General features: G+C 35.4%; 18 protein-coding genes and 1 tRNA gene. 4 read left to right on the top strand and 15 right to left on the bottom strand.

Annotated features, from left to right (window positions below):
- Positions 1-23 precede the first annotated feature (23 nt).
- The 5 genes from sufC to MKY69_RS01870 all read right to left on the bottom strand — a co-directional run bounded on the left by sufC (position 24) and on the right by MKY69_RS01870 (position 5,760).
- A complete protein-coding gene (sufC, locus tag MKY69_RS01890; protein ID WP_004234182.1) occupies positions 24-794 on the bottom strand; it encodes a Fe-S cluster assembly ATPase SufC in 771 nt (256 codons plus the stop codon).
- 124 nt (positions 795-918) lie between these two features.
- Positions 919-2,076: a glycosyltransferase family 4 protein gene (locus MKY69_RS01885; protein ID WP_062806387.1), complete on the bottom strand. Its 1,158-nt coding sequence runs from the start codon at positions 2,074-2,076 to the stop codon at positions 919-921.
- A 6-nt stretch (positions 2,077-2,082) separates the two neighbouring features.
- Positions 2,083-2,838, bottom strand: coding sequence for an adaptor protein MecA (gene mecA / locus MKY69_RS01880; RefSeq protein ID WP_004234185.1), 756 nt, complete (start codon positions 2,836-2,838; stop codon positions 2,083-2,085).
- 103 nt (positions 2,839-2,941) lie between these two features.
- On the bottom strand, positions 2,942-3,781 hold the full coding sequence (locus MKY69_RS01875) for an undecaprenyl-diphosphate phosphatase (RefSeq protein WP_003108565.1): 840 nt from the start codon (positions 3,779-3,781) through the stop codon (positions 2,942-2,944).
- Between the two features lie 74 nt (positions 3,782-3,855).
- On the bottom strand, positions 3,856-5,760 hold the full coding sequence (locus MKY69_RS01870; protein WP_004234186.1) for a DUF2207 domain-containing protein: 1,905 nt from the start codon (positions 5,758-5,760) through the stop codon (positions 3,856-3,858).
- A 205-nt stretch (positions 5,761-5,965) separates the two neighbouring features.
- Here MKY69_RS01870 and MKY69_RS01865 point away from each other — a divergent pair, with 205 nt between their 5' ends.
- The 3 genes from MKY69_RS01865 (at position 5,966) to MKY69_RS01855 (ending at position 8,500) form a co-directional block, all read left to right on the top strand.
- Positions 5,966-7,534 carry an ABC transporter substrate-binding protein/permease gene (locus MKY69_RS01865; RefSeq protein ID WP_004234187.1) on the top strand — a complete coding sequence of 523 codons (1,569 nt, stop codon included), beginning with the start codon at positions 5,966-5,968 and terminating at the stop codon, positions 7,532-7,534.
- Between the two features lies 1 nt (position 7,535).
- Entirely contained in the window at positions 7,536-8,276 is a 741-nt protein-coding gene (locus MKY69_RS01860) for an amino acid ABC transporter ATP-binding protein (protein WP_340790884.1), read from the top strand.
- A gap of 107 nt (positions 8,277-8,383) precedes the next feature.
- Positions 8,384-8,500: a putative metal homeostasis protein gene (locus tag MKY69_RS01855; protein WP_003105912.1), complete on the top strand. Its 117-nt coding sequence runs from the start codon at positions 8,384-8,386 to the stop codon at positions 8,498-8,500.
- Between the two features lie 63 nt (positions 8,501-8,563).
- On the opposite strand, the gene MKY69_RS01850 is transcribed toward MKY69_RS01855, so the two are convergent.
- The 4 genes from MKY69_RS01850 to MKY69_RS01835 all read right to left on the bottom strand — a co-directional run bounded on the left by MKY69_RS01850 (position 8,564) and on the right by MKY69_RS01835 (position 12,195).
- On the bottom strand, positions 8,564-9,454 hold the full coding sequence (locus tag MKY69_RS01850) for an SPFH domain-containing protein (RefSeq protein ID WP_003108574.1): 891 nt from the start codon (positions 9,452-9,454) through the stop codon (positions 8,564-8,566).
- Positions 9,455-9,617: 163 nt separating this feature from the next.
- Entirely contained in the window at positions 9,618-11,282 is a 1,665-nt protein-coding gene (locus tag MKY69_RS01845; RefSeq protein WP_003108575.1) for a DAK2 domain-containing protein, read from the bottom strand.
- On the bottom strand, positions 11,282-11,647 hold the full coding sequence (locus MKY69_RS01840) for an Asp23/Gls24 family envelope stress response protein (RefSeq protein WP_003103618.1): 366 nt from the start codon (positions 11,645-11,647) through the stop codon (positions 11,282-11,284). The genes MKY69_RS01845 and MKY69_RS01840 overlap by 1 nt, the downstream gene beginning before the upstream one ends.
- A 353-nt stretch (positions 11,648-12,000) precedes the next feature.
- Complete coding sequence (locus MKY69_RS01835) at positions 12,001-12,195, bottom strand: CsbD family protein (RefSeq protein WP_311981618.1); 195 nt, start codon at positions 12,193-12,195, stop codon at positions 12,001-12,003.
- Positions 12,196-12,502: 307 nt separating this feature from the next.
- On the opposite strand from MKY69_RS01835, the gene MKY69_RS01830 reads away from it, so the two are divergent.
- Complete coding sequence (locus MKY69_RS01830; RefSeq protein ID WP_017768237.1) at positions 12,503-13,759, top strand: ISL3 family transposase; 1,257 nt, start codon at positions 12,503-12,505, stop codon at positions 13,757-13,759.
- A gap of 38 nt (positions 13,760-13,797) precedes the next feature.
- Here the strand turns inward: MKY69_RS01830 and rpmB are convergent, their stop codons facing one another.
- The 6 genes from rpmB to lrgB form a co-directional block, all read right to left on the bottom strand.
- Positions 13,798-13,986 carry a 50S ribosomal protein L28 gene (gene rpmB / locus MKY69_RS01825; RefSeq protein WP_001140949.1) on the bottom strand — a complete coding sequence of 63 codons (189 nt, stop codon included), beginning with the start codon at positions 13,984-13,986 and terminating at the stop codon, positions 13,798-13,800.
- A 281-nt stretch (positions 13,987-14,267) separates the two neighbouring features.
- Positions 14,268-14,393 (bottom strand): hypothetical protein, encoded by a 126-nt coding sequence (locus MKY69_RS01820; RefSeq protein ID WP_003102783.1) that lies wholly within the window; start codon positions 14,391-14,393, stop codon positions 14,268-14,270.
- Positions 14,394-14,712: 319 nt separating this feature from the next.
- Complete coding sequence (locus MKY69_RS01815) at positions 14,713-15,594, bottom strand: class II fructose-bisphosphate aldolase (protein WP_003104481.1); 882 nt, start codon at positions 15,592-15,594, stop codon at positions 14,713-14,715.
- A gap of 181 nt (positions 15,595-15,775) precedes the next feature.
- A tRNA-Leu gene (locus MKY69_RS01810) sits at positions 15,776-15,861 on the bottom strand.
- Positions 15,862-15,917: 56 nt separating this feature from the next.
- Positions 15,918-16,841 (bottom strand): alpha/beta hydrolase, encoded by a 924-nt coding sequence (locus MKY69_RS01805; RefSeq protein ID WP_340790863.1) that lies wholly within the window; start codon positions 16,839-16,841, stop codon positions 15,918-15,920.
- A 60-nt stretch (positions 16,842-16,901) separates the two neighbouring features.
- On the bottom strand, positions 16,902-17,609 hold the full coding sequence (lrgB, locus tag MKY69_RS01800; protein ID WP_003102753.1) for an antiholin-like protein LrgB: 708 nt from the start codon (positions 17,607-17,609) through the stop codon (positions 16,902-16,904).
- Positions 17,610-17,615 lie beyond the last annotated feature (6 nt).

Genomic DNA, 17,615 nt, shown 5'->3' with positions numbered 1-17,615 from the left:
CACTCACAAATCAAAAAACATCATTAAATTTCTTCTTTATATTCAATTCCAAGTTCTTGAGCGATTGTCATATAACCTTCTTTTTCAAGACGCTCTGCTAATTCTGCTCCGCCTGATAGGACAATGCGACCTTCCATCATCACGTGAACACGATCAGGAGTAATGTAATTCAAAAGGCGTTGGTAATGAGTAATAATCATTGCGCCAAAGTTGTTTCCTCGCATTTCATTAACCCCTTTGGAAACAACTTTCAATGCATCAATATCAAGACCAGAGTCAATTTCATCTAATAAGGCAAACCTAGGTTCTAACATCAACAATTGTAAAATCTCATTACGTTTTTTTTCACCACCTGAGAAACCTTCGTTGAGGTAACGTTCAGCCATTTCTTCTTTCATTCCAAGTAATTCCATTTTTTGGTCTAACTTAGTAATAAAGTTTCTGACTGAAATTTTATCCTCATCTGCTTTACCAGCATTCATTGCTGCACGAATAAATTCAGCATTAGTAATACCTGGAATTTCAGATGGGTATTGCATAGCTAGAAATAGTCCTAGACGGGCTCTTTCATCTACTTCAAGTTCTAAGATATCTTGACCATCTAAGAGAATTTGTCCTTCAGTAACCTCATAATTCGGATTACCCATAATGGCTGCCGATAAAGTTGATTTACCAGTACCATTTGGACCCATAATTGCCGCAATTTCACCTGTTTTTAATGTCAAATTCACACCTTTAAGAATCTCTTTGTCTTCAATTGAGACGTGCAAGTTTTTAATTTCTAGAGTAGACATTATTTACCTCATATATTCTATAGTAATCCTTTTTTCTAAAAATTTAAGGATTCTAATCATTTTTAAACCAATACTTTTATTATAGCAAAAAAAGCCTTGAAAGGCTTTTCAATAGATTATAAAATCAGTGTTTTTCTTTTCGTTTTTCCAATACCTTTTGTCGATAGTCACTGTTCCCAATGAATTTTAAGAGATCAAAAAGTGGTGTCCTTTTCTCACCCCAAATTTCTAGTCCTTCAATTAAAACTTCCAGTCCAAACAAAAGACCAAACATTAACAGAACCCCACCAATTCTACTAGAGACATTGAGTAGCAAAGAAACCAGTGAAAACAACATGGCTATAGCATAAACAACCAAGACTGCTCCGCGATGGGTGAAACCCATCGACAAAAGACGGTGGTGCAAATGCATTTTATCCGGCTCGTAGAATTTCTTGCCCGATAGACTTCTTCGGATAATCGCTACCGCAGTATCCATAATTGGTACACCAAGGATTATAACTGGTGTCACCACTACGACAGCTGTAGCATTCTTTAATCCTTGCAAAGATAGAACACCAATCATAAAGCCGATGAATAAGGCTCCTGTGTCCCCTAAATAAATAATTGCGGGATAGTAATTGTAAGGGAAAAAGCCCACAATTGCAGCAACTAATATAAGAATGGTTAAGGTCAAATAAAAATCTGCTTGTGGTAAGAAGAAAAATGACACAACAGCCATTGTCAACAAACTAATTATCGACACACCAGAAACCAAACCATCCAAACCATCAATTAAATTGATAGCATTAGTAATTGATGCAATCCATAGAACAGTAAGGATATAAGTTACAATGGGACCAAATTCTAAAAGTGGGCCACCAAATGGAATCTTAAAAGAATCGAATCGAAAGGTTGTAAAAGCCCAAATAATTGATGCACCAAAAATTATACCAAGCATTTTTACTCGGGGTGCAATTTCAAATAAATCATCAATAAAGCCAGTCACTGTAACCATCAAGGACCCCATGACGACTGGAAAAATATAACTAAAATAACTTATTTGCTCTTTGGATAAATCCGGTGTAACCTTAGGCATAAACACCAAAGTTACAATCATAAATGAAATAAAGATTGCAATTCCACCCCCACTAGGCATTGGAATTTTATTGATTCGCCTAGCATTAGGATTGTCGACTGTCCCAATTTTGAAAGCTACTAAGCGGAAAATTGGAGTAATAAGTAAAGATATTAATAGGGCACCAATCAGGACAAGTATATGATTAAAAGTAAAAGGAAACATACAACATTACACCATCTCAATTTTTTTCAATTCTTCAACAGCATTATCTTCAATTAATTGAATGCCATGCTCTTGTAAATAAGCTCTGGTCCTAATCCCAGGATTAGCATGTTCAATTAAACGTGCATAGCTAACATTTGCATAATATGAAGGTTGATTTTGAACATCTAATAAAATAGTCATGTGATAACTTTTGCTTTCCTTATATAACTCAGATGCTTCAATTGGGAAATCAATTGTTTTTGAAAAATTAATTGCATCTTCAATAGAAGCAAAACTCAATACGAAGTGAACATAATCAAGAACTTCTGCTTCATACTCTTCTTGTTCAGCAACTTTTGCTTGCTCCTGCGCCTGAGCAGAGGCATCCTCAAGCATTTCTTCAATTTTCTCTAATTTTTGGTGAGCATCGACATCACCTTTTTCCATCATGTTTTTTTCAATCGTTTTGAAAAAATCTTCAGGCGTCATTTGTGAAATATCACCTAGTTCAGCTAAATCTTCAAAATTGATGTCTTTACTTAATTCTGATTTTGTAACAAAGACATCTAATCGGTCTTTTCGAGGTGTCACTCTGAAACTAAGCATACCACTATCTTTAAAGTTTTCTGGTAAATCAAGTTCATCCATAACTGAATAGAAAAATTCTTCGGTCTTTTCTTGTGGAATCAAGAAATCTTTTAATTCCATACCTCTTTCTTCTAAATCATCCATGCTGATCGTTATTTTTAGCGTTGTTTCGCTGATTTGTTTCATTTCCATAGTATATACCTCGCACGCGTAGTCATTCTATTATACTAGAAATGGTACTATTAAGCAATTTTTCATCCCAAATAAAAGAAAAGACCAGCTTAACTGGTCTTAATTAAAAAATTAATGTAAAAATAAAATAAATAACTAGTATGATACCTAAACCAATTCGGTATTTTCCAAAGGCTGTAAAGTCATGTTTCTTAACATAGTCAGTCAAAAATTTAATAGCAAGGAGACTGACTAGAAAAGCTGTTAGACTAGCAACTAAAAGGATTAAAATTGAACCGAATCCAAGGACATTCCCTTTTAAGAAAAACTTCAAGACTTTTAATAAACTAGCACCAAACATTACCGGGATTCCTAAGAAAAAGGTAAATTCTGTGGCAACAGTACGACTCGTCCCCATTATTATACCACCAAGAATAGTTGCCCCTGATCGACTTGTTCCTGGGATTATACTCAAGACTTGAAAGAGGCCAATGAAGAGTGCTGTTTTATATGACATTTTAGCCAAACTTGTTACTTCAGGTTCAACATTTTTATGTTGTTTTTCAACCCAAATAAAGGCTACCCCATAAACAATTAACATTAAAGCTACAGTAATAAAATTATAAAAATGAGCATTAAACCAATTATCAAAAGGCAAACCAATAATCACAACTGGCAAAATAGCAACTATTACTTTTGCCCACAATTGCCAAGTTAACTGAACTTCTTGTTTACTTTTTCCTGGTTGGAAAGGATTAAGGCGATTAAAGTATATAACAATAACGGCTAAAATTGCTCCCAATTGGATAACAACATTAAACATTTCCATAAAGGCAGCACTTTGATTTAGTTTGACAAACTCTTCAACTAAAATTAAATGACCTGTACTAGAAATTGGTAACCATTCTGTGATACCTTCTACAATACCATAGAAAATGGCTTTTAATAATTCAACAAACAACATGCTTTCTCCTTGCCTTTTTGCTATTATCCATTGTAACAAATTTTCTTAAGATTAGCTTAAAATAGTTTCACTTATTAGAAAGCTCCGCCGCCTCCGCCGCCTCCGCCGCCAGAGAAGCCACCACTTGAAAATCCACCACCATTACTTGTGCCATTTGAAACGCTGAAATTGCTTGCTTGCGTTGCAGCTAAACCAGAACTACCAATATTATTTATGGCGCCAAAACTGTATGGAGCAAAAGTATAATAATGTTGACCTAATTCAGTATTTTGAATATTAATATCATGTAAGTTCATGTATTTTTCGACTTGATCAGCATAGCCAAACAAAGTAGCATAAACTAAAATCCGATTCCATACAATTAGACTTTCAACTTCAGCTTGATCAAAACGATTGATATCTTTTAACATTCTTCTGAAATCATCCCAAACCTCACGGTCCATCTTTCCTTTTTCAGTTAAAATTCCCTGAAGTTTAAAATGGCGATCCTTTTTGTGGAAAAAGTAAGCTACTACAACCAAGACAAGAATTGCAATCAAATAAAACATTGCTAAATTGTACTGGGTTAAATTCATTAAATAATAAATACTGAGCAGTAAAATAAAAATACTAACAAATAAGATTGTTTTACTAATCACTAACCAGAAAGATTCTGTAGTCGACATATCTCTATAATGCTCTTTAGCTAAGGGTCCAGAACTTTTTTTGACTGATTCAGTTATGTCATTTAGGGCATTTTTTAGTAATTGAACCTGTCTGTTTCCTCTATTTCTTACCTGATTTTCTAACTCTTTCCCTGAATATGTTCCTTTGAGCTTTTCAGAGATATTTGTATCAAAGAGGTAACGGCTAAACAAATCCTGAATCTTTAATTTAGTTTCAGTACCAAAAGCCATCTGTAAAAATTTTTCTTCATAATCAGACACGTTATTTCTTGATGAGATACTAATTGTCGGATTTGCACCTTCCTCTTTAATCTTAAGTACTTTTCGATCTACTAAGTCTAGTAAAGTAGCTTGAAGTAAATTCTCAAAACTAACATCATCTGTAAAACGCTCTCTGTTGAGAGGACTCAACTTATTTAAATTCAAATTGTAAATACTGTCAGCAACCATTAAAGGAGTCATATCTCCAGGTAAACCATAGAATTGTGCATCACTATCCGTTTTGTAACGAAACAAGGAACGATTAATCAATGATCTGATGAGAAGAGATAGTGCTAATAATCCTGAAATAATCAAGAATAACTGATAGCGGAAGAAATTTTGTACTTTTCTGGTGTAAGCACTGATATTATCTTCTATTTTGAGAAAGTTATCCTTATAATTTTGATGAATGACAGGCGCATTAACAATTGAAGAATCCCATGCACCATGCAACTCTAACTGATTTTTGACATCATAAGAAACAGTTTTAAAAACATCTCCTTCTTGTTCAACAGTATTTGAATCAAAATATCCGCGATGAACATTTAATTGATGAAATTTACTATCTTTTTGTGTTTTTACTGTGAAAGTTGCTTTTTTTATTGGTTGGTCCCAATCCGAGATTGGTATCCAATTTAAAACAGCAACGTCATCATATTTATATAGAATCTGATTTAAATGCCAAACGATTATTATTTTTACCCGATCTGTCTCTTGACCAGGATTATAAACTTTAAGCTTTAGTCCATCACCCAATTCAAACATTTGTGTATTTACTTGAACTGGTTTACCATTTTTATAGACATTTACTTTGGGGTTATTATCAATTATGAAACCATTAGGAACTCTTCCTGAACTTCCTAAACTGACATATTGTCCTCCAAATTCCGAACTAAAGATAAAGTCTACTTCTTCTTTAAATTGGGCAGAATTATCCTCATTTATTGTTAATTCACCTTTATATGATGGAATTCGATAGCGAATATCGTTTGCACTAACTTGAATGGAAAGAAATGAGACAATGAAACAAAAAACAAAAATTAATTTTTTCACTTTATATCCTGCTTTCTGAAATTATTTTACCACATATTCTCATAAAAGATAAGCTTTAACCCTAAGGGGTGCTCCCTTATTTTTACTCAAAAAAAGTTAAATTATACGTATAATTTTCCAAAAATGTGACATTTTTAGATTGAAAAGCAAAGGTATTTGCTGTAAAATAATGGGTATTACAATTTATAAGACAGGAGTCTTTTTTATGAAAAAGCTACTATATAGTTGCTTGTTTACCTTATTTCTTCTATTAGGAGGAGTTAATAGTGCACAGGCAGACCAATATCTACGGGTCGGAATGGAAGCCGCCTATGCGCCATTCAACTGGACACAAGATACAAATGCAAAAGGTGCTGCTCCAATTGAAGGAACAAATCAGTATGCAAATGGCTATGATGTGCAAGTTGCACAAAAAGTTGCCAAGCAAATGAATAAAAAATTACTAGTTGTTAAGACATCATGGACAGGTTTAATTCCTGCATTGACATCTGGTAAAATTGACATGATTGCAGCGGGGATGAGCCCAACTGAAGAACGTAAAAAAGAAATTTCATTCTCAAACAGCTACTATACAAGTGAGCCCGTTCTAGTGGTTAAGTCAAACAGTAAATTCGCAAAAGCAAAATCATTATCAGATTTCTCTGGAGCAAAAATCACTGCCCAACAAGGGGTTTGGCACGTAAACTTGATCCCTCAAATTAAAGGGGTTAAAGCTCAAACGCCCATGGGAGACTTTTCACAAATGAGGCAGGCCTTATCATCAGGCGTAATTGATGGCTACATTTCCGAGCGTCCTGAAGCAATGACCGCCGAAAACGCTAACGCTTCCTTTAAAATGATTACACTTAAAAAAGGAAATGGCTTTACCGTGTCAGAATCAGATGCTGCTATCGCTGTTGGTATGCGTAAAGATGATGCACGCATTAATGAAGTAAATACTGTTTTAGCAGGAATGAACGAAAAAGAACGTATTGGCTTGATGGATAGAATGGTTACACTTCAACCAAAAGAAAAGAAATCAACTGACAATGCTAAACCTAATTTCTTCGAACAAATGTGGGCTATTACTCAGAAAAATTGGAAACAATTTCTCCGTGGGACTGGTTTAACTATACTCATTTCAACTATTGGTACTGTTGTTGGTCTAATCATTGGACTTTTAATTGGTATCTATCGGACGGCTCCTATTGCGAAAAATAAAGCACTAGCTATTCTCCAAAAGATTTTCTCAGTCCTCTTGAATATCTACATTGAAATTTTCCGTGGTACGCCAATGATTGTACAAGCAATGGTTATCTATTATGGTACGGCTCAAGCATTTGGTATATCACTTGACCGGACCCTAGCCGCTATTTTTATCGTTTCTATCAATACTGGTGCTTATATGACCGAAATCGTTCGTGGTGGTATCTTATCTGTTGATAATGGACAATTCGAAGCCGCGACAGCTCTTGGATTCACACATGGTCAAACAATGCGTAAAATTGTCATTCCGCAAGTCATGCGTAATATCTTACCAGCCACAGGGAATGAGTTTGTCATCAACATCAAGGATACTTCTGTATTGAATGTTATCTCAGTAGTTGAACTTTACTTCTCTGGTAACACAGTTGCTACACAAAATTATCAATACTTCCAAACATTCTCAGTTATCGCAGTCATTTACTTTATCTTAACATTCACTGTAACACGTATTTTACGTTATATTGAACGTCGATTTGATGAAGATACTTATACGACAGCTGCTAATCAAATCCACGTAGAGGAGGCCTAAGATGTCAGATCCAATTATTGAAATTAAACATTTAAAGAAATCTTATGGTAACAATGAAGTCCTCAAAGATATCTCCCTAACTGTTAACAAAGGTGAAGTAATTTCTATCATCGGTTCATCTGGTTCGGGTAAATCTACTTTATTACGTTCAATCAATCTATTAGAAGAACCAACTGACGGAGAAGTACTCTATCATGGAAAAAATGTTCTATCTGATAATTATAATCTTACGCATTACCGTGAAAAATTGGGAATGGTTTTTCAATCATTTAACCTTTTTGAAAATCTTAATGTCCTTGAGAATGCTATTATCGCTCAAACTACTGTATTAAAACGTAGCCGTAGTGAAGCTGAAAAAATTGCTAAAGAAAATTTAATCACTGTTGGTTTAACTGAACAATACTGGAAAGCAAAACCAAAGCAGTTATCTGGTGGTCAAAAGCAGCGTGTTGCGATTGCTCGTGCACTATCTGTTGATCCTGAAGCTATGCTATTTGATGAACCAACTTCAGCACTCGACCCTGAAATGGTTGGTGAAGTTTTAGTAACCATGCAAGAGTTAGCAAAATCTGGTTTAACAATGATAATTGTAACACATGAAATGGATTTTGCCAGAGATGTTTCTGACCGTGTTATCTTCATGGATAAAGGTGTCATTGCTGAAGAAGGGACACCAGAACAGATCTTTGAAAATCCTCAACAAGGCCGAACAAAAGAGTTTTTACAACGCTTCTTAAAATAAGAGAATCATTACGATTCTCTTTTTCTTCACAATATACTTTACTGGTTAAGTATATTGTGTTAAACTATTACTATTAACGTTAATAAACTATATTATAGGAGGTTTCAATGGCAGAAAAAACTGACTTGGCGTCTGCATATCGTAGGCTAAAAAGTCCAAATATTAAAACTAAAAAACGTGCTCTTAAAATCATTCATGAGCACAAACGATCTGGTAAAAAATAAGCAGATCATTTAGTCAGACAAAAAAACAAGTAAGACAAATCCCTCCGTCTTACTTGTTTTTTTTTATTTTGTTTTAAGTGCTGATAAAATTTGTGTACGAATATCATCTACACCATTTGGAGTATTTGGTAAGAACAAGGTTTGGTTACCTTTTGCAGCAAAGGTATTTAATGTGTCTAAATATTGGTTAGTCAACAGAATTGACATGATTTGTTCTTCATTTAGACTAATATTTGCTTCTTTTAATTCTTGGATAGACTCAGCTAGCCCATCAACAATCGCTTTACGTTGTTGGGCAATACCAACACCGTGCAAGCGATCTTTTTCAGCCTCTGCAGAGGCTGCTGTAACAATTTTAATTTTATCTGCTTCAGCTAATTCTTGTGCTGCAACACGTTTACGTTGAGCAGCATTGATTTCATTCATTGATTGTTTAACTTCAGCATCTGGTTCAACTTTAGTAATCAACGTTTTAACAATAATATAACCGTAAGTTGACATTTCTTCTGCCACTTGGTGTTGAACTTCTAAGGCAATTTCATCTTTTTTCTCGAACAATTCATCCAAAGTTAATTTGGGAACTGATGAACGAAGGGCATCTTCTATATAAGACTTAATCTGTGCTTCAGGTTTCATCAATTTATAGTAGGCATCAGTTACATTATGTTCATTAACACGGTATTGTGTTGCAATATTCAAGGTAACGAACACGTTATCCTTAGTCTTAGTTTCAACAATAATTTCTGTTTGTAGGAGACGTAATTGGACACGCGCAGCAATTTTATCAATCCCAAAAGGTAAGCGAATATGAATACCACTTGTTGATGTTTTTTGATACTTCCCAAACCGTTCAACAATAGCAACTGTTTGTTGCTTGACCACATAAAGAGTACTAACAATAACTGACAATATAATGATTACTAAAATAATAGTAAATATCAAAGTGAACAACATAAAATCTCCTCCTCTGCCAGATTATATCTGGACAATTTCATAACAAGAAGTATATTGACTTATTGTTATGATACATATTATAATCATTTCTTTAGTAAAGTCAACATATTATTTTAATATTTTAAAAAAAGAGTAAAATAAATATTTTACTCTTTTGCTTCTTTTATTCGGCACTCATCAGGTACGGGTATACTGGTTGATCCCCTCGATGGATTTCAACTTCTACATCTTCATGCTTATCTTCTAGGTAACTGGCAAGTTCCTCAGCTAACTCTTGTTTTCCATCTTCACCAACAAAAATAGTTACAATTTCGCTATCTTCATCAATCATATGTTCAAAAGTAGCTTTCATTGCTTCTTCCATATCATTAACAGAAACTACAATTTTACCGTCAACCATACCCAGGAAGTCATTTTCATGAATTTCTAAGCCATCAATACTTGTGTCACGAACTGCTAAAGTTAGACTGCCTGAAACAACTTCTGAAAGACTTGCTGTCATAGCTGCTACATTCTCGTCTAAGGATTGACTAGGGTCAAAAGCTAATAGACTTGTAAAGCCTTGAGGAACAGTTTTTGTTTCAACGACAGCAGCTGGTATATCAACAACTTCTGCAGCAGATTGAGCAGCCATAAAGATATTTTTGTTATTTGGTAAGATAATAACTTGCTTAGCATTTACAGCTTCAATTGCTTTAACTATATCCTCAGTAGACGGGTTCATAGTTTGACCACCTGAGATAATATAGTCTACGCCTTGCGCTTTAAAAATGTCAGCTAAACCATCACCTGCTACTACTGAGATAATTGCTAACTCTTTAGCTTCAGCTTTTTTGCTTTCTTGATCCGTTTTGACAACCTGTGCATCATGTTGACTACGCATGTTATCAACTTTAATTTTCACAAGGGCACCATACTTCAATCCTTCTTGCATTACTAAACCAGGATCTTCTGTATGAACATGGACTTTAACAATCTCATCATCGTTAACAACTAATAACGAATCACCCAATTGGCTTAAATAACCTTGGAATTCTTCATAGTTAAATTCTTTTACATAAGTTGGGCCTTGTTTAAGAGCAACCATAATTTCAGTACAGTAGCCATAAGTGATATCTTCAGTGGCAACATGACCGATTACTGCTTTATGATGCTCTGTATTAATCATTTCAGACATGTTTGCTGGAGTTGCAACATAGTCCTCAGAAGCAACATAGTCACCATTTAGGGCTGACATAAAGCCTTCATAAATATAGACCAAACCTTGACCACCTGAATCAACAACACCAACTTCTTTAAGAACAGGAAGCATGTCCGGTGTTTTAGCTAAAGCACGTTTAGCTCCTTTTAAAGCTGAAGCCATGACTTCAACAACATCATCAGTTGATTCTGATTTTTTCAATGCGGCAGAGGCTGCACCACGAGAAACAGTAAGAATCGTTCCTTCTACGGGTTTCATTACAGCTTTATAGGCAACTTCAACACCAGATTGAAAAGCGAGTGCTAAATCTTTACCATCTAGTTCTACTTTACCTTTGATACTTTGACCAAAACCACGGAATAATTGCGATGTAATAACTCCTGAGTTACCACGTGCACCCATAAGTAGACCCTTAGACAAAATTTGACCTACTTCACCTACTGTTGAAGCAGGTTTATCAGCTACTTCTTTTGCGCCATTATCCATAGTCATGCCCATATTAGTACCTGTATCACCATCTGGTACAGGAAAGACATTTAAAGAATTGACATATTCTGCTTGATTTCCTAAACGAGTTGCTGCTGCTTGGACCATTTCTTGGAATAAGCTTGTTGTTATTTTAGACACTAATTTTCTCCCACAACCTTAATATTTGTAACGTAGACATTTACCTTATCAGCAGAAAGACCCAATTGACTTTCTAAGTTAAATTTCACACGCTCTTGGATATTCTTTGATACTTCACTAATTTTTACACCGTAACTCATTACAGTATAAACATCAACAGTAATACCTGCATCTGTTGATTTAACTACGACACCTTTTGCGTAGTTTTCTTTGCGAAGTAGTGATTGAAAATTGTCTTTTAGAGCACTTTTACTAGCCATACCAACAACGCCAAAGATTTCTGTTGCTGAACCACCAACGACAGTTGCAATAACGTCATCGGATAGTTCAATGAGACCATCATTTGTATTAATTTTTACAGTCATATTTACTACCTCAAAAAGTTTTTATCAGTTTATTATACTAAACATTATCCGTTTTGTCACGTAATCCACCGAATGCGCACGAAATACGCTTTTTATCTAGTAGTAAAAATATATAATTTACGTGAAATTACGTAGTTTTGCATTGTTTTTGGGACTTTTTCGGCAACTTTTTCTATTTCCGTTATATTGGACATAAAAAAACCAGCAATCGGGGAGAAAAGCTGGAAAGTGACCCACAATTCTTAGGAGAGAGAGGGAACAAGAGAAAATCAATCACTTTTTTAATAACTGTATCATAATTTTCAAATTATAACTATTAAAAAACAACTCTCAATTAAGGGAATTGTTTTCGCTTACTTATTTTTTAGAGAATTGATAGCGCCTTTTACTGCATCTTTAGCAGCATCAACTAACTCTTTACCTTTTCCGATAACTTTATCAGCTTTACCTTCAGCCTCTAATTCTTTATCGCCAGTTAATTTTCCAGCGCTTTCTTTAACGCTACCTTTAACTTGATCTAATTTTGCTTCGAAATTTTTTTCTGACATGTTAATGTTCTCCTATATTTTTCTTAATGATAGCATTTACATGTATTGATTGCAAATAAAAAACCAGTTTATTTTACCATAAAATGGAAGCAATGTAAAAGATGTAGGTGATAAGGGATTTCAAAGACCCTTTATCCCCTAAAATGAACAAGAAAAAAAGCCCTAAGGCTCATTTCTATTAAGGCTCTATAATTTCTGTAGTGGGTAAATCCACTGTAGAGATTATGGAGACTTTTTGAGTATATACAAAAAGTCCCATATGACCTATAATGAAAAGTGCTCAAACTATCATTTTAGAAAGACTCATATGGAACAACTAAATCTTATCACAAATTTTCTCAGAATTAAAGACAAAAATATCACTATCACTGATGAATATGATATGGGAACTCACTTAGAACTCCACGGTCACTTGGACTACACAGCCCCTAAATGCCCAAAATGCAAGGGACAAATGGCTAAGTACGACTACCAGAAAACTTCTAAAATCCCCTACTTAGAAACTGCTGGCTACCCTTTACTTATCCGCCTTAGAAAGCGTCGTTTCAAGTGTAAAGATTGCGGAAAAATGGCGGTCGCTGAAACTCCTCTTGTCAAGAAGAACCACCAAATCTCTGTCGCTGTTAACCAGAAAATCGCACAATTACTCATCGAAAATCAAGCAATGAAACATATTGCACACAGGCTATCAATTTCAACATCGTCAGTTATGAGAAAGCTCAATGAGTTCAAGTTTGAAACGGATTGGAATACCCTACCTGAGGTGATGAGTTGGGACGAGTATGCCTTCAAGAAGGGGAAAATGAGCTTCATCGCTCAAGATTTCGACTCCCTAAATGTCATCGCCATTCTCGACGGAAGAACTCAAGCAACCATCCGAAACCACTTTCTTCGCTATCCTAGAAAGGTTAGAAATCGGGTCAAAGTGATTACCATGGATATGTTTAGTCCCTATTATCAACTTGCTAAACAACTTTTTCCGAATGCAAAAATTGTACTCGATCGCTTTCATATCGTGCAACACCTTAGTCGTGCTATGAACCGTGTCCGTATTCAAATTATGAATCAATTCGACAGAAAATCGCAGGAATACCGAGCCTTGAAACGTTACTGGAAATTGATACAACAAGATAGCCGTAAACTCAGCGATAAACGATTTTATCGTCCTATGTTTCGAATGCATTTGACTAACAAGGAAATCCTAGAAAAACTCCTGTCTTTCTCCGAGGAACTACGACAACACTATGTACTCTATCAGCTTCTCTTATTTCATTTCCAAGAGAAGAACTCAGACCATTTCTTTGACCTCATCGAACAGGAAATAGCCATCGTTAATCCTATTTTCCAGACGGTATTGAAGACATTTTTAAAGGATAAAGACAAGGTTGTAAACGCCATGGAATTGCCTTATTCCAACGCCAAACTGGAAGCTACCAATAATCTCATCAAAGTCATTAAGAGAAATGCCTTTGGTTTCAGGAACTTTGAAAACTTTAAAAAACGGATTTTGATTGCATTGAACATAAAGAAAGAGAGGACGAAGTTCGTCCTCTCTAGGTGTTAGCTTTTCATCTACCCACTACAGTTGACAAAGAGCCTCTATTAAACGCGTTCTACTTTGCCAGATTTAAGCGCACGAGCTGAAACCCAAACTTTCTTTGGTTTACCATCAATAAGAACAGTAACTTTTTGAAGATTTGGTTTTACAGTACGTTTAGTTTGGTTCATAGCGTGTGAACGGTTGTTACCAGATACAGTTTTACGACCTGTAAAATAACATACTTTAGCCATTTTGTTTGTTTCCTCCTACGTAGAATATGTTTACGGATGTGCTAGCACCACATACTTAACTATTTTATCATAAGGACATAGGTTTGGCAAGGCTTTTTTCTGAACATTTCATTGTTGATTAAGATGCTCATAAATAAGGTTAAATAAGTTTTTTTGAGTTCCATCATAAGTAACTTCCGTAATATTATCTTCAATTTCATTAATAAACTCAAAGGTATAAGTCAATCCAGAAGGATTTTAAACGCCCATTATTAAAGCAGGATTATGTGTGAATAAAATCGTTAGAGGCTCTTTTTACGCGCCATCAATTGGTGAGGACAATAGAAGGCAAAAGTACCAGATGTTCCAGAATTACCATAAAATTTTGGACGATTAACTTTATCATCATTACCAATTAAAACCATCATGTGTCCCCGCCATACATAACAGAGGTATAATTACATCGTAGAAAGTAATTATCTTTTATTTCAGACCAATGATGACTATTGATGAACTCTTCTTCGAAGAATACCTTAATGAAAATCATTAAATCAGCACAAGTTGAAACCCCACCACCTGGCCCTTTTCCACTAAAAATAACTTTTTTGACGGTAGATAACTTTTTGTTCCTTAATATTTCCTAGGCTTCGTCTTACACGAAGCCTAGGAAATATTAATCGAAACCCAAAAATTAAAAAAAGATCAATCCTTTCGGATAGACCTTATTGTTATGCAATTTTTAATTTATTATGCTTTATTAGCTGAACCGAATACATCGATACGTTCTTCAACTGCTGCTTGAACTGCTTTCATACCTGGAGCCAAGAATTTACGTGGGTCAAATAATTTTTTAGCAGTGTACTCAGCTTCGTTTGCTTCGTAGTTACGAGCAAATTCACGAGTAGCTTCAGTAAATGCGATTTGGCTTTCAGTGTTAACGTTGATTTTAGCAACGCCAAGTTTGATAGCTGCACGAATTTGATCGTCAGGAATACCTGATCCACCGTGTAATACGATTGGGAATCCTGGTACTGCTGCTGCTAATTTTTCTAAGTGGTCAAGAGCAAGACCTTCCCAGTTTGCAGGGTATGGACCATGGATGTTACCAATACCAGCAGCAAGGAAATCAATTCCAGTTTCAACCATAGCTTTAGCGTCTTCGATTGGAGCAAGTTCACCTTTACCGATGATACCATCTTCTTCACCACCGATAGTACCAACTTCAGCTTCTACAGAAATACCTTTAGCATGAGCTAAAGCAACAACTTCTTTAGTTTTAGCAAGGTTTTCTTCAACTGGAAGGTGTGAACCGTCAAACATGATTGAAGAGTAGCCAACTTCGATACATTCCAAAGCGTCTTCATAATGACCGTGGTCAAGGTGAATAGCTACAGGAACAGTGATCCCCATTGATTCTACAAGGTTAGAAATAAGTGATTGACATACTTTGTAACCACCCATGTATTTCGCAGCACCCATTGATGTTTGGATAAGAACTGGAGCTTTTTTAGCTTCTGCTGCACGCAAGATAGCTTGAGTCCATTCTAAGTTGTTAGTGTTAAATCCACCAACAGCGTAGCCGTTTTCACGAGCTGCTTGTACAAATTTTTCTGCTGAAACGATTGCCATTTGTTAGGCCTCCTCTTATTTTTCGAGTCTTTTGACCCGTTTACAAAGTACATTTTAGCATAATTATGAACAAATTTCCACTAGTTGGCTAATGTAAAGCGTTTTCTTTATGTTATACTTTTCACATTTCTTGAAAATCTTTTGAAACACAAAAAAAGAGCCACAAAAGCTCTTTACATAATGCGGAAAGAGGGACTTGAACCCTCACGACCTAAAGCGGTCACAGGATCCTTAGTCCTGCGCGTCTGCCAATTCCGCCATTTCCGCTACTCATTAGCAACATTAATTATTATATCAACTATGAGTTTCTGTGTCAACTGTCTTTACTGATTTTCTTTCAAAAAATTGCTGACGCTTTCCTTATATTTTTTCATATCCGTTTCATAGGCTTGAGCATGTTTAGCCCCATTGATGATTAAGAGTTCTTTAGGTCCCCTTGTTGCCTTGTATAAATCATAGACCATATTAGTAGGTACGAAATCATCTTTAGACCCGTGAATAAAGAGAACAGGTAACTTATTCTTCTCTAACTGTTTCACAGCACTTGCTTCTCCATAAGTAAAGCCAGCCCTCACTTTTGATATGGCTGAGACCTCATAGAGAATTGGAAAAGCGGGTAATCCATACATATCTTTAGCTTGAAATTTCAACTCATCCCAAACACTAGAGTAGCCGCAGTCTTCAATAATTTGGTGAATTTGAGTTGGTAATTGCTCACCACTTGCCATCATGACTGTTGCTGCTCCCATCGAGAGACCAAAAAGAGTAATTTGACTTTCCTGATTATCTTTAATTAGCATATTGGACCAAGCAATCACATTTTTACGATCATTCCAACCAAAACCAATTAATTTGCCTTGACTTTCACCATGAGACTCGTTGTCTGGTACCAAGACATTATAGCCTAAATCATGAAAAAGCATGGCATAAGGCTTCATGTTTTCTTTATTGGTTGTAAACCCATGAACAACAATAACTGTCTTATTTGTTTTCTGATTAGCCGGTAAATAAAAAGCAACTTGTCTCTTCCCACGATTAGTCATCCAACGTTTTTCAACTTTTAATTTATCAAAAGCTATTTCTGATTGATGAAGGGGATTTAACTTTGGCCGAGGTCCGTCATTGATGAATGACTTATCTTCTCTAACTTGTGCAACATGGAAAAAATAAAAACTTGCTCCTACTGAAATGAGCGTTGCAAGTACTAATAATACTGCAAAATACTTTGATAGTCGAATCATTCTCATATCAAACAGTTTACACTAAAACAACAAAAAAAGAAAGACTATTTTCTTTCTTTTTTGTTTTTAGAGAAGTACTGTACTTAATAGAGGAACAACTACTGAAACAATCACACCGACAACTACCAATGCAATTGACCCCATTGATTCTTCAACTTGACCAAAGTCTTTTGAAGCTGAAACACCAAGTGCATGTCCCGCTGTACCTAGGGCTAAACCACGAGCAATTGGGTCATCAATCTTAAATAAATTGATAAGTGGTTTGGCTAGGGCATAGATAATGACACCATTTAGAATGCAAGCAAGTGAAGTTAACTCTGCTGAACCACCAAGTGCCACAGATGTTGGCATAGCAATAGCTGTTGTTGCAGCTTGTGGAAGCATTGATGCGGTTACGACTTTACCTAATTGTAGGAGACTAGAAATAAAGTAAATGCCGTAAACTGCCACGATACTACCTAGAGATAAACCACCAAGAATTTGTAACCAGTATTTTTTCAAAACATCGCGTTTCTTGTAAAGTGGAATCGCAAAGCAGATTGTTGCTGGTTCAAGGAAGAAACTGATAATTTGTCCACCTTTGTTATATTCCTCAAAGGTAATGCCAGTGGCTTTTAAAGTTGCAATTCCTAGAATCATTGCCACGAACAAAGGTGCAAATAAGAAGAATCCTTTTGATTTTTTAAATAAAATTTGACCTAAAAAGAAAGTTCCAACTGATAATAAGACACCGAAGATCGGGCTAGTTTTAAATAAATTAATGATTTCTAACATGATTGA

It is taken from the genome of Streptococcus sp. FSL R7-0212, assembly GCF_038007985.1.
GTDB lineage: Bacteria > Bacillota > Bacilli > Lactobacillales > Streptococcaceae > Streptococcus > Streptococcus parauberis.
Note: the sequence above shows the minus strand (reverse complement) of the source record. Positions and strands in the feature narration are given on the sequence as shown.

Excerpts from the sequence above, each read along its gene's own strand:
- sufC (WP_004234182.1), bottom strand. The coding sequence starts at position 794 with ATGTCTACTCTAGAAATTAAAAACTTGCACGTCTCAATTGAAGACAAA.
- MKY69_RS01885 (WP_062806387.1), bottom strand. The coding sequence starts at position 2,076 with ATGTTTCCTTTTACTTTTAATCATATACTTGTCCTGATTGGTGCCCTA.
- mecA (WP_004234185.1), bottom strand. The coding sequence starts at position 2,838 with ATGGAAATGAAACAAATCAGCGAAACAACGCTAAAAATAACGATCAGC.
- MKY69_RS01875 (WP_003108565.1), bottom strand. The coding sequence starts at position 3,781 with ATGTTGTTTGTTGAATTATTAAAAGCCATTTTCTATGGTATTGTAGAA.
- MKY69_RS01865 (WP_004234187.1), top strand. The coding sequence starts at position 5,966 with ATGAAAAAGCTACTATATAGTTGCTTGTTTACCTTATTTCTTCTATTA.
- MKY69_RS01860 (WP_340790884.1), top strand. The coding sequence starts at position 7,536 with ATGTCAGATCCAATTATTGAAATTAAACATTTAAAGAAATCTTATGGT.
- MKY69_RS01855 (WP_003105912.1), top strand. The coding sequence starts at position 8,384 with ATGGCAGAAAAAACTGACTTGGCGTCTGCATATCGTAGGCTAAAAAGT.
- MKY69_RS01850 (WP_003108574.1), bottom strand. The coding sequence starts at position 9,454 with ATGTTGTTCACTTTGATATTTACTATTATTTTAGTAATCATTATATTG.
- MKY69_RS01840 (WP_003103618.1), bottom strand. The coding sequence starts at position 11,647 with ATGACTGTAAAAATTAATACAAATGATGGTCTCATTGAACTATCCGAT.
- MKY69_RS01835 (WP_311981618.1), bottom strand. The coding sequence starts at position 12,195 with ATGTCAGAAAAAAATTTCGAAGCAAAATTAGATCAAGTTAAAGGTAGC.
- MKY69_RS01830 (WP_017768237.1), top strand. The coding sequence starts at position 12,503 with ATGGAACAACTAAATCTTATCACAAATTTTCTCAGAATTAAAGACAAA.
- rpmB (WP_001140949.1), bottom strand. The coding sequence starts at position 13,986 with ATGGCTAAAGTATGTTATTTTACAGGTCGTAAAACTGTATCTGGTAAC.
- MKY69_RS01820 (WP_003102783.1), bottom strand. The coding sequence starts at position 14,393 with ATGATGGTTTTAATTGGTAATGATGATAAAGTTAATCGTCCAAAATTT.
- MKY69_RS01815 (WP_003104481.1), bottom strand. The coding sequence starts at position 15,594 with ATGGCAATCGTTTCAGCAGAAAAATTTGTACAAGCAGCTCGTGAAAAC.
- MKY69_RS01805 (WP_340790863.1), bottom strand. The coding sequence starts at position 16,841 with ATGAGAATGATTCGACTATCAAAGTATTTTGCAGTATTATTAGTACTT.
- lrgB (WP_003102753.1), bottom strand. The coding sequence starts at position 17,609 with ATGTTAGAAATCATTAATTTATTTAAAACTAGCCCGATCTTCGGTGTC.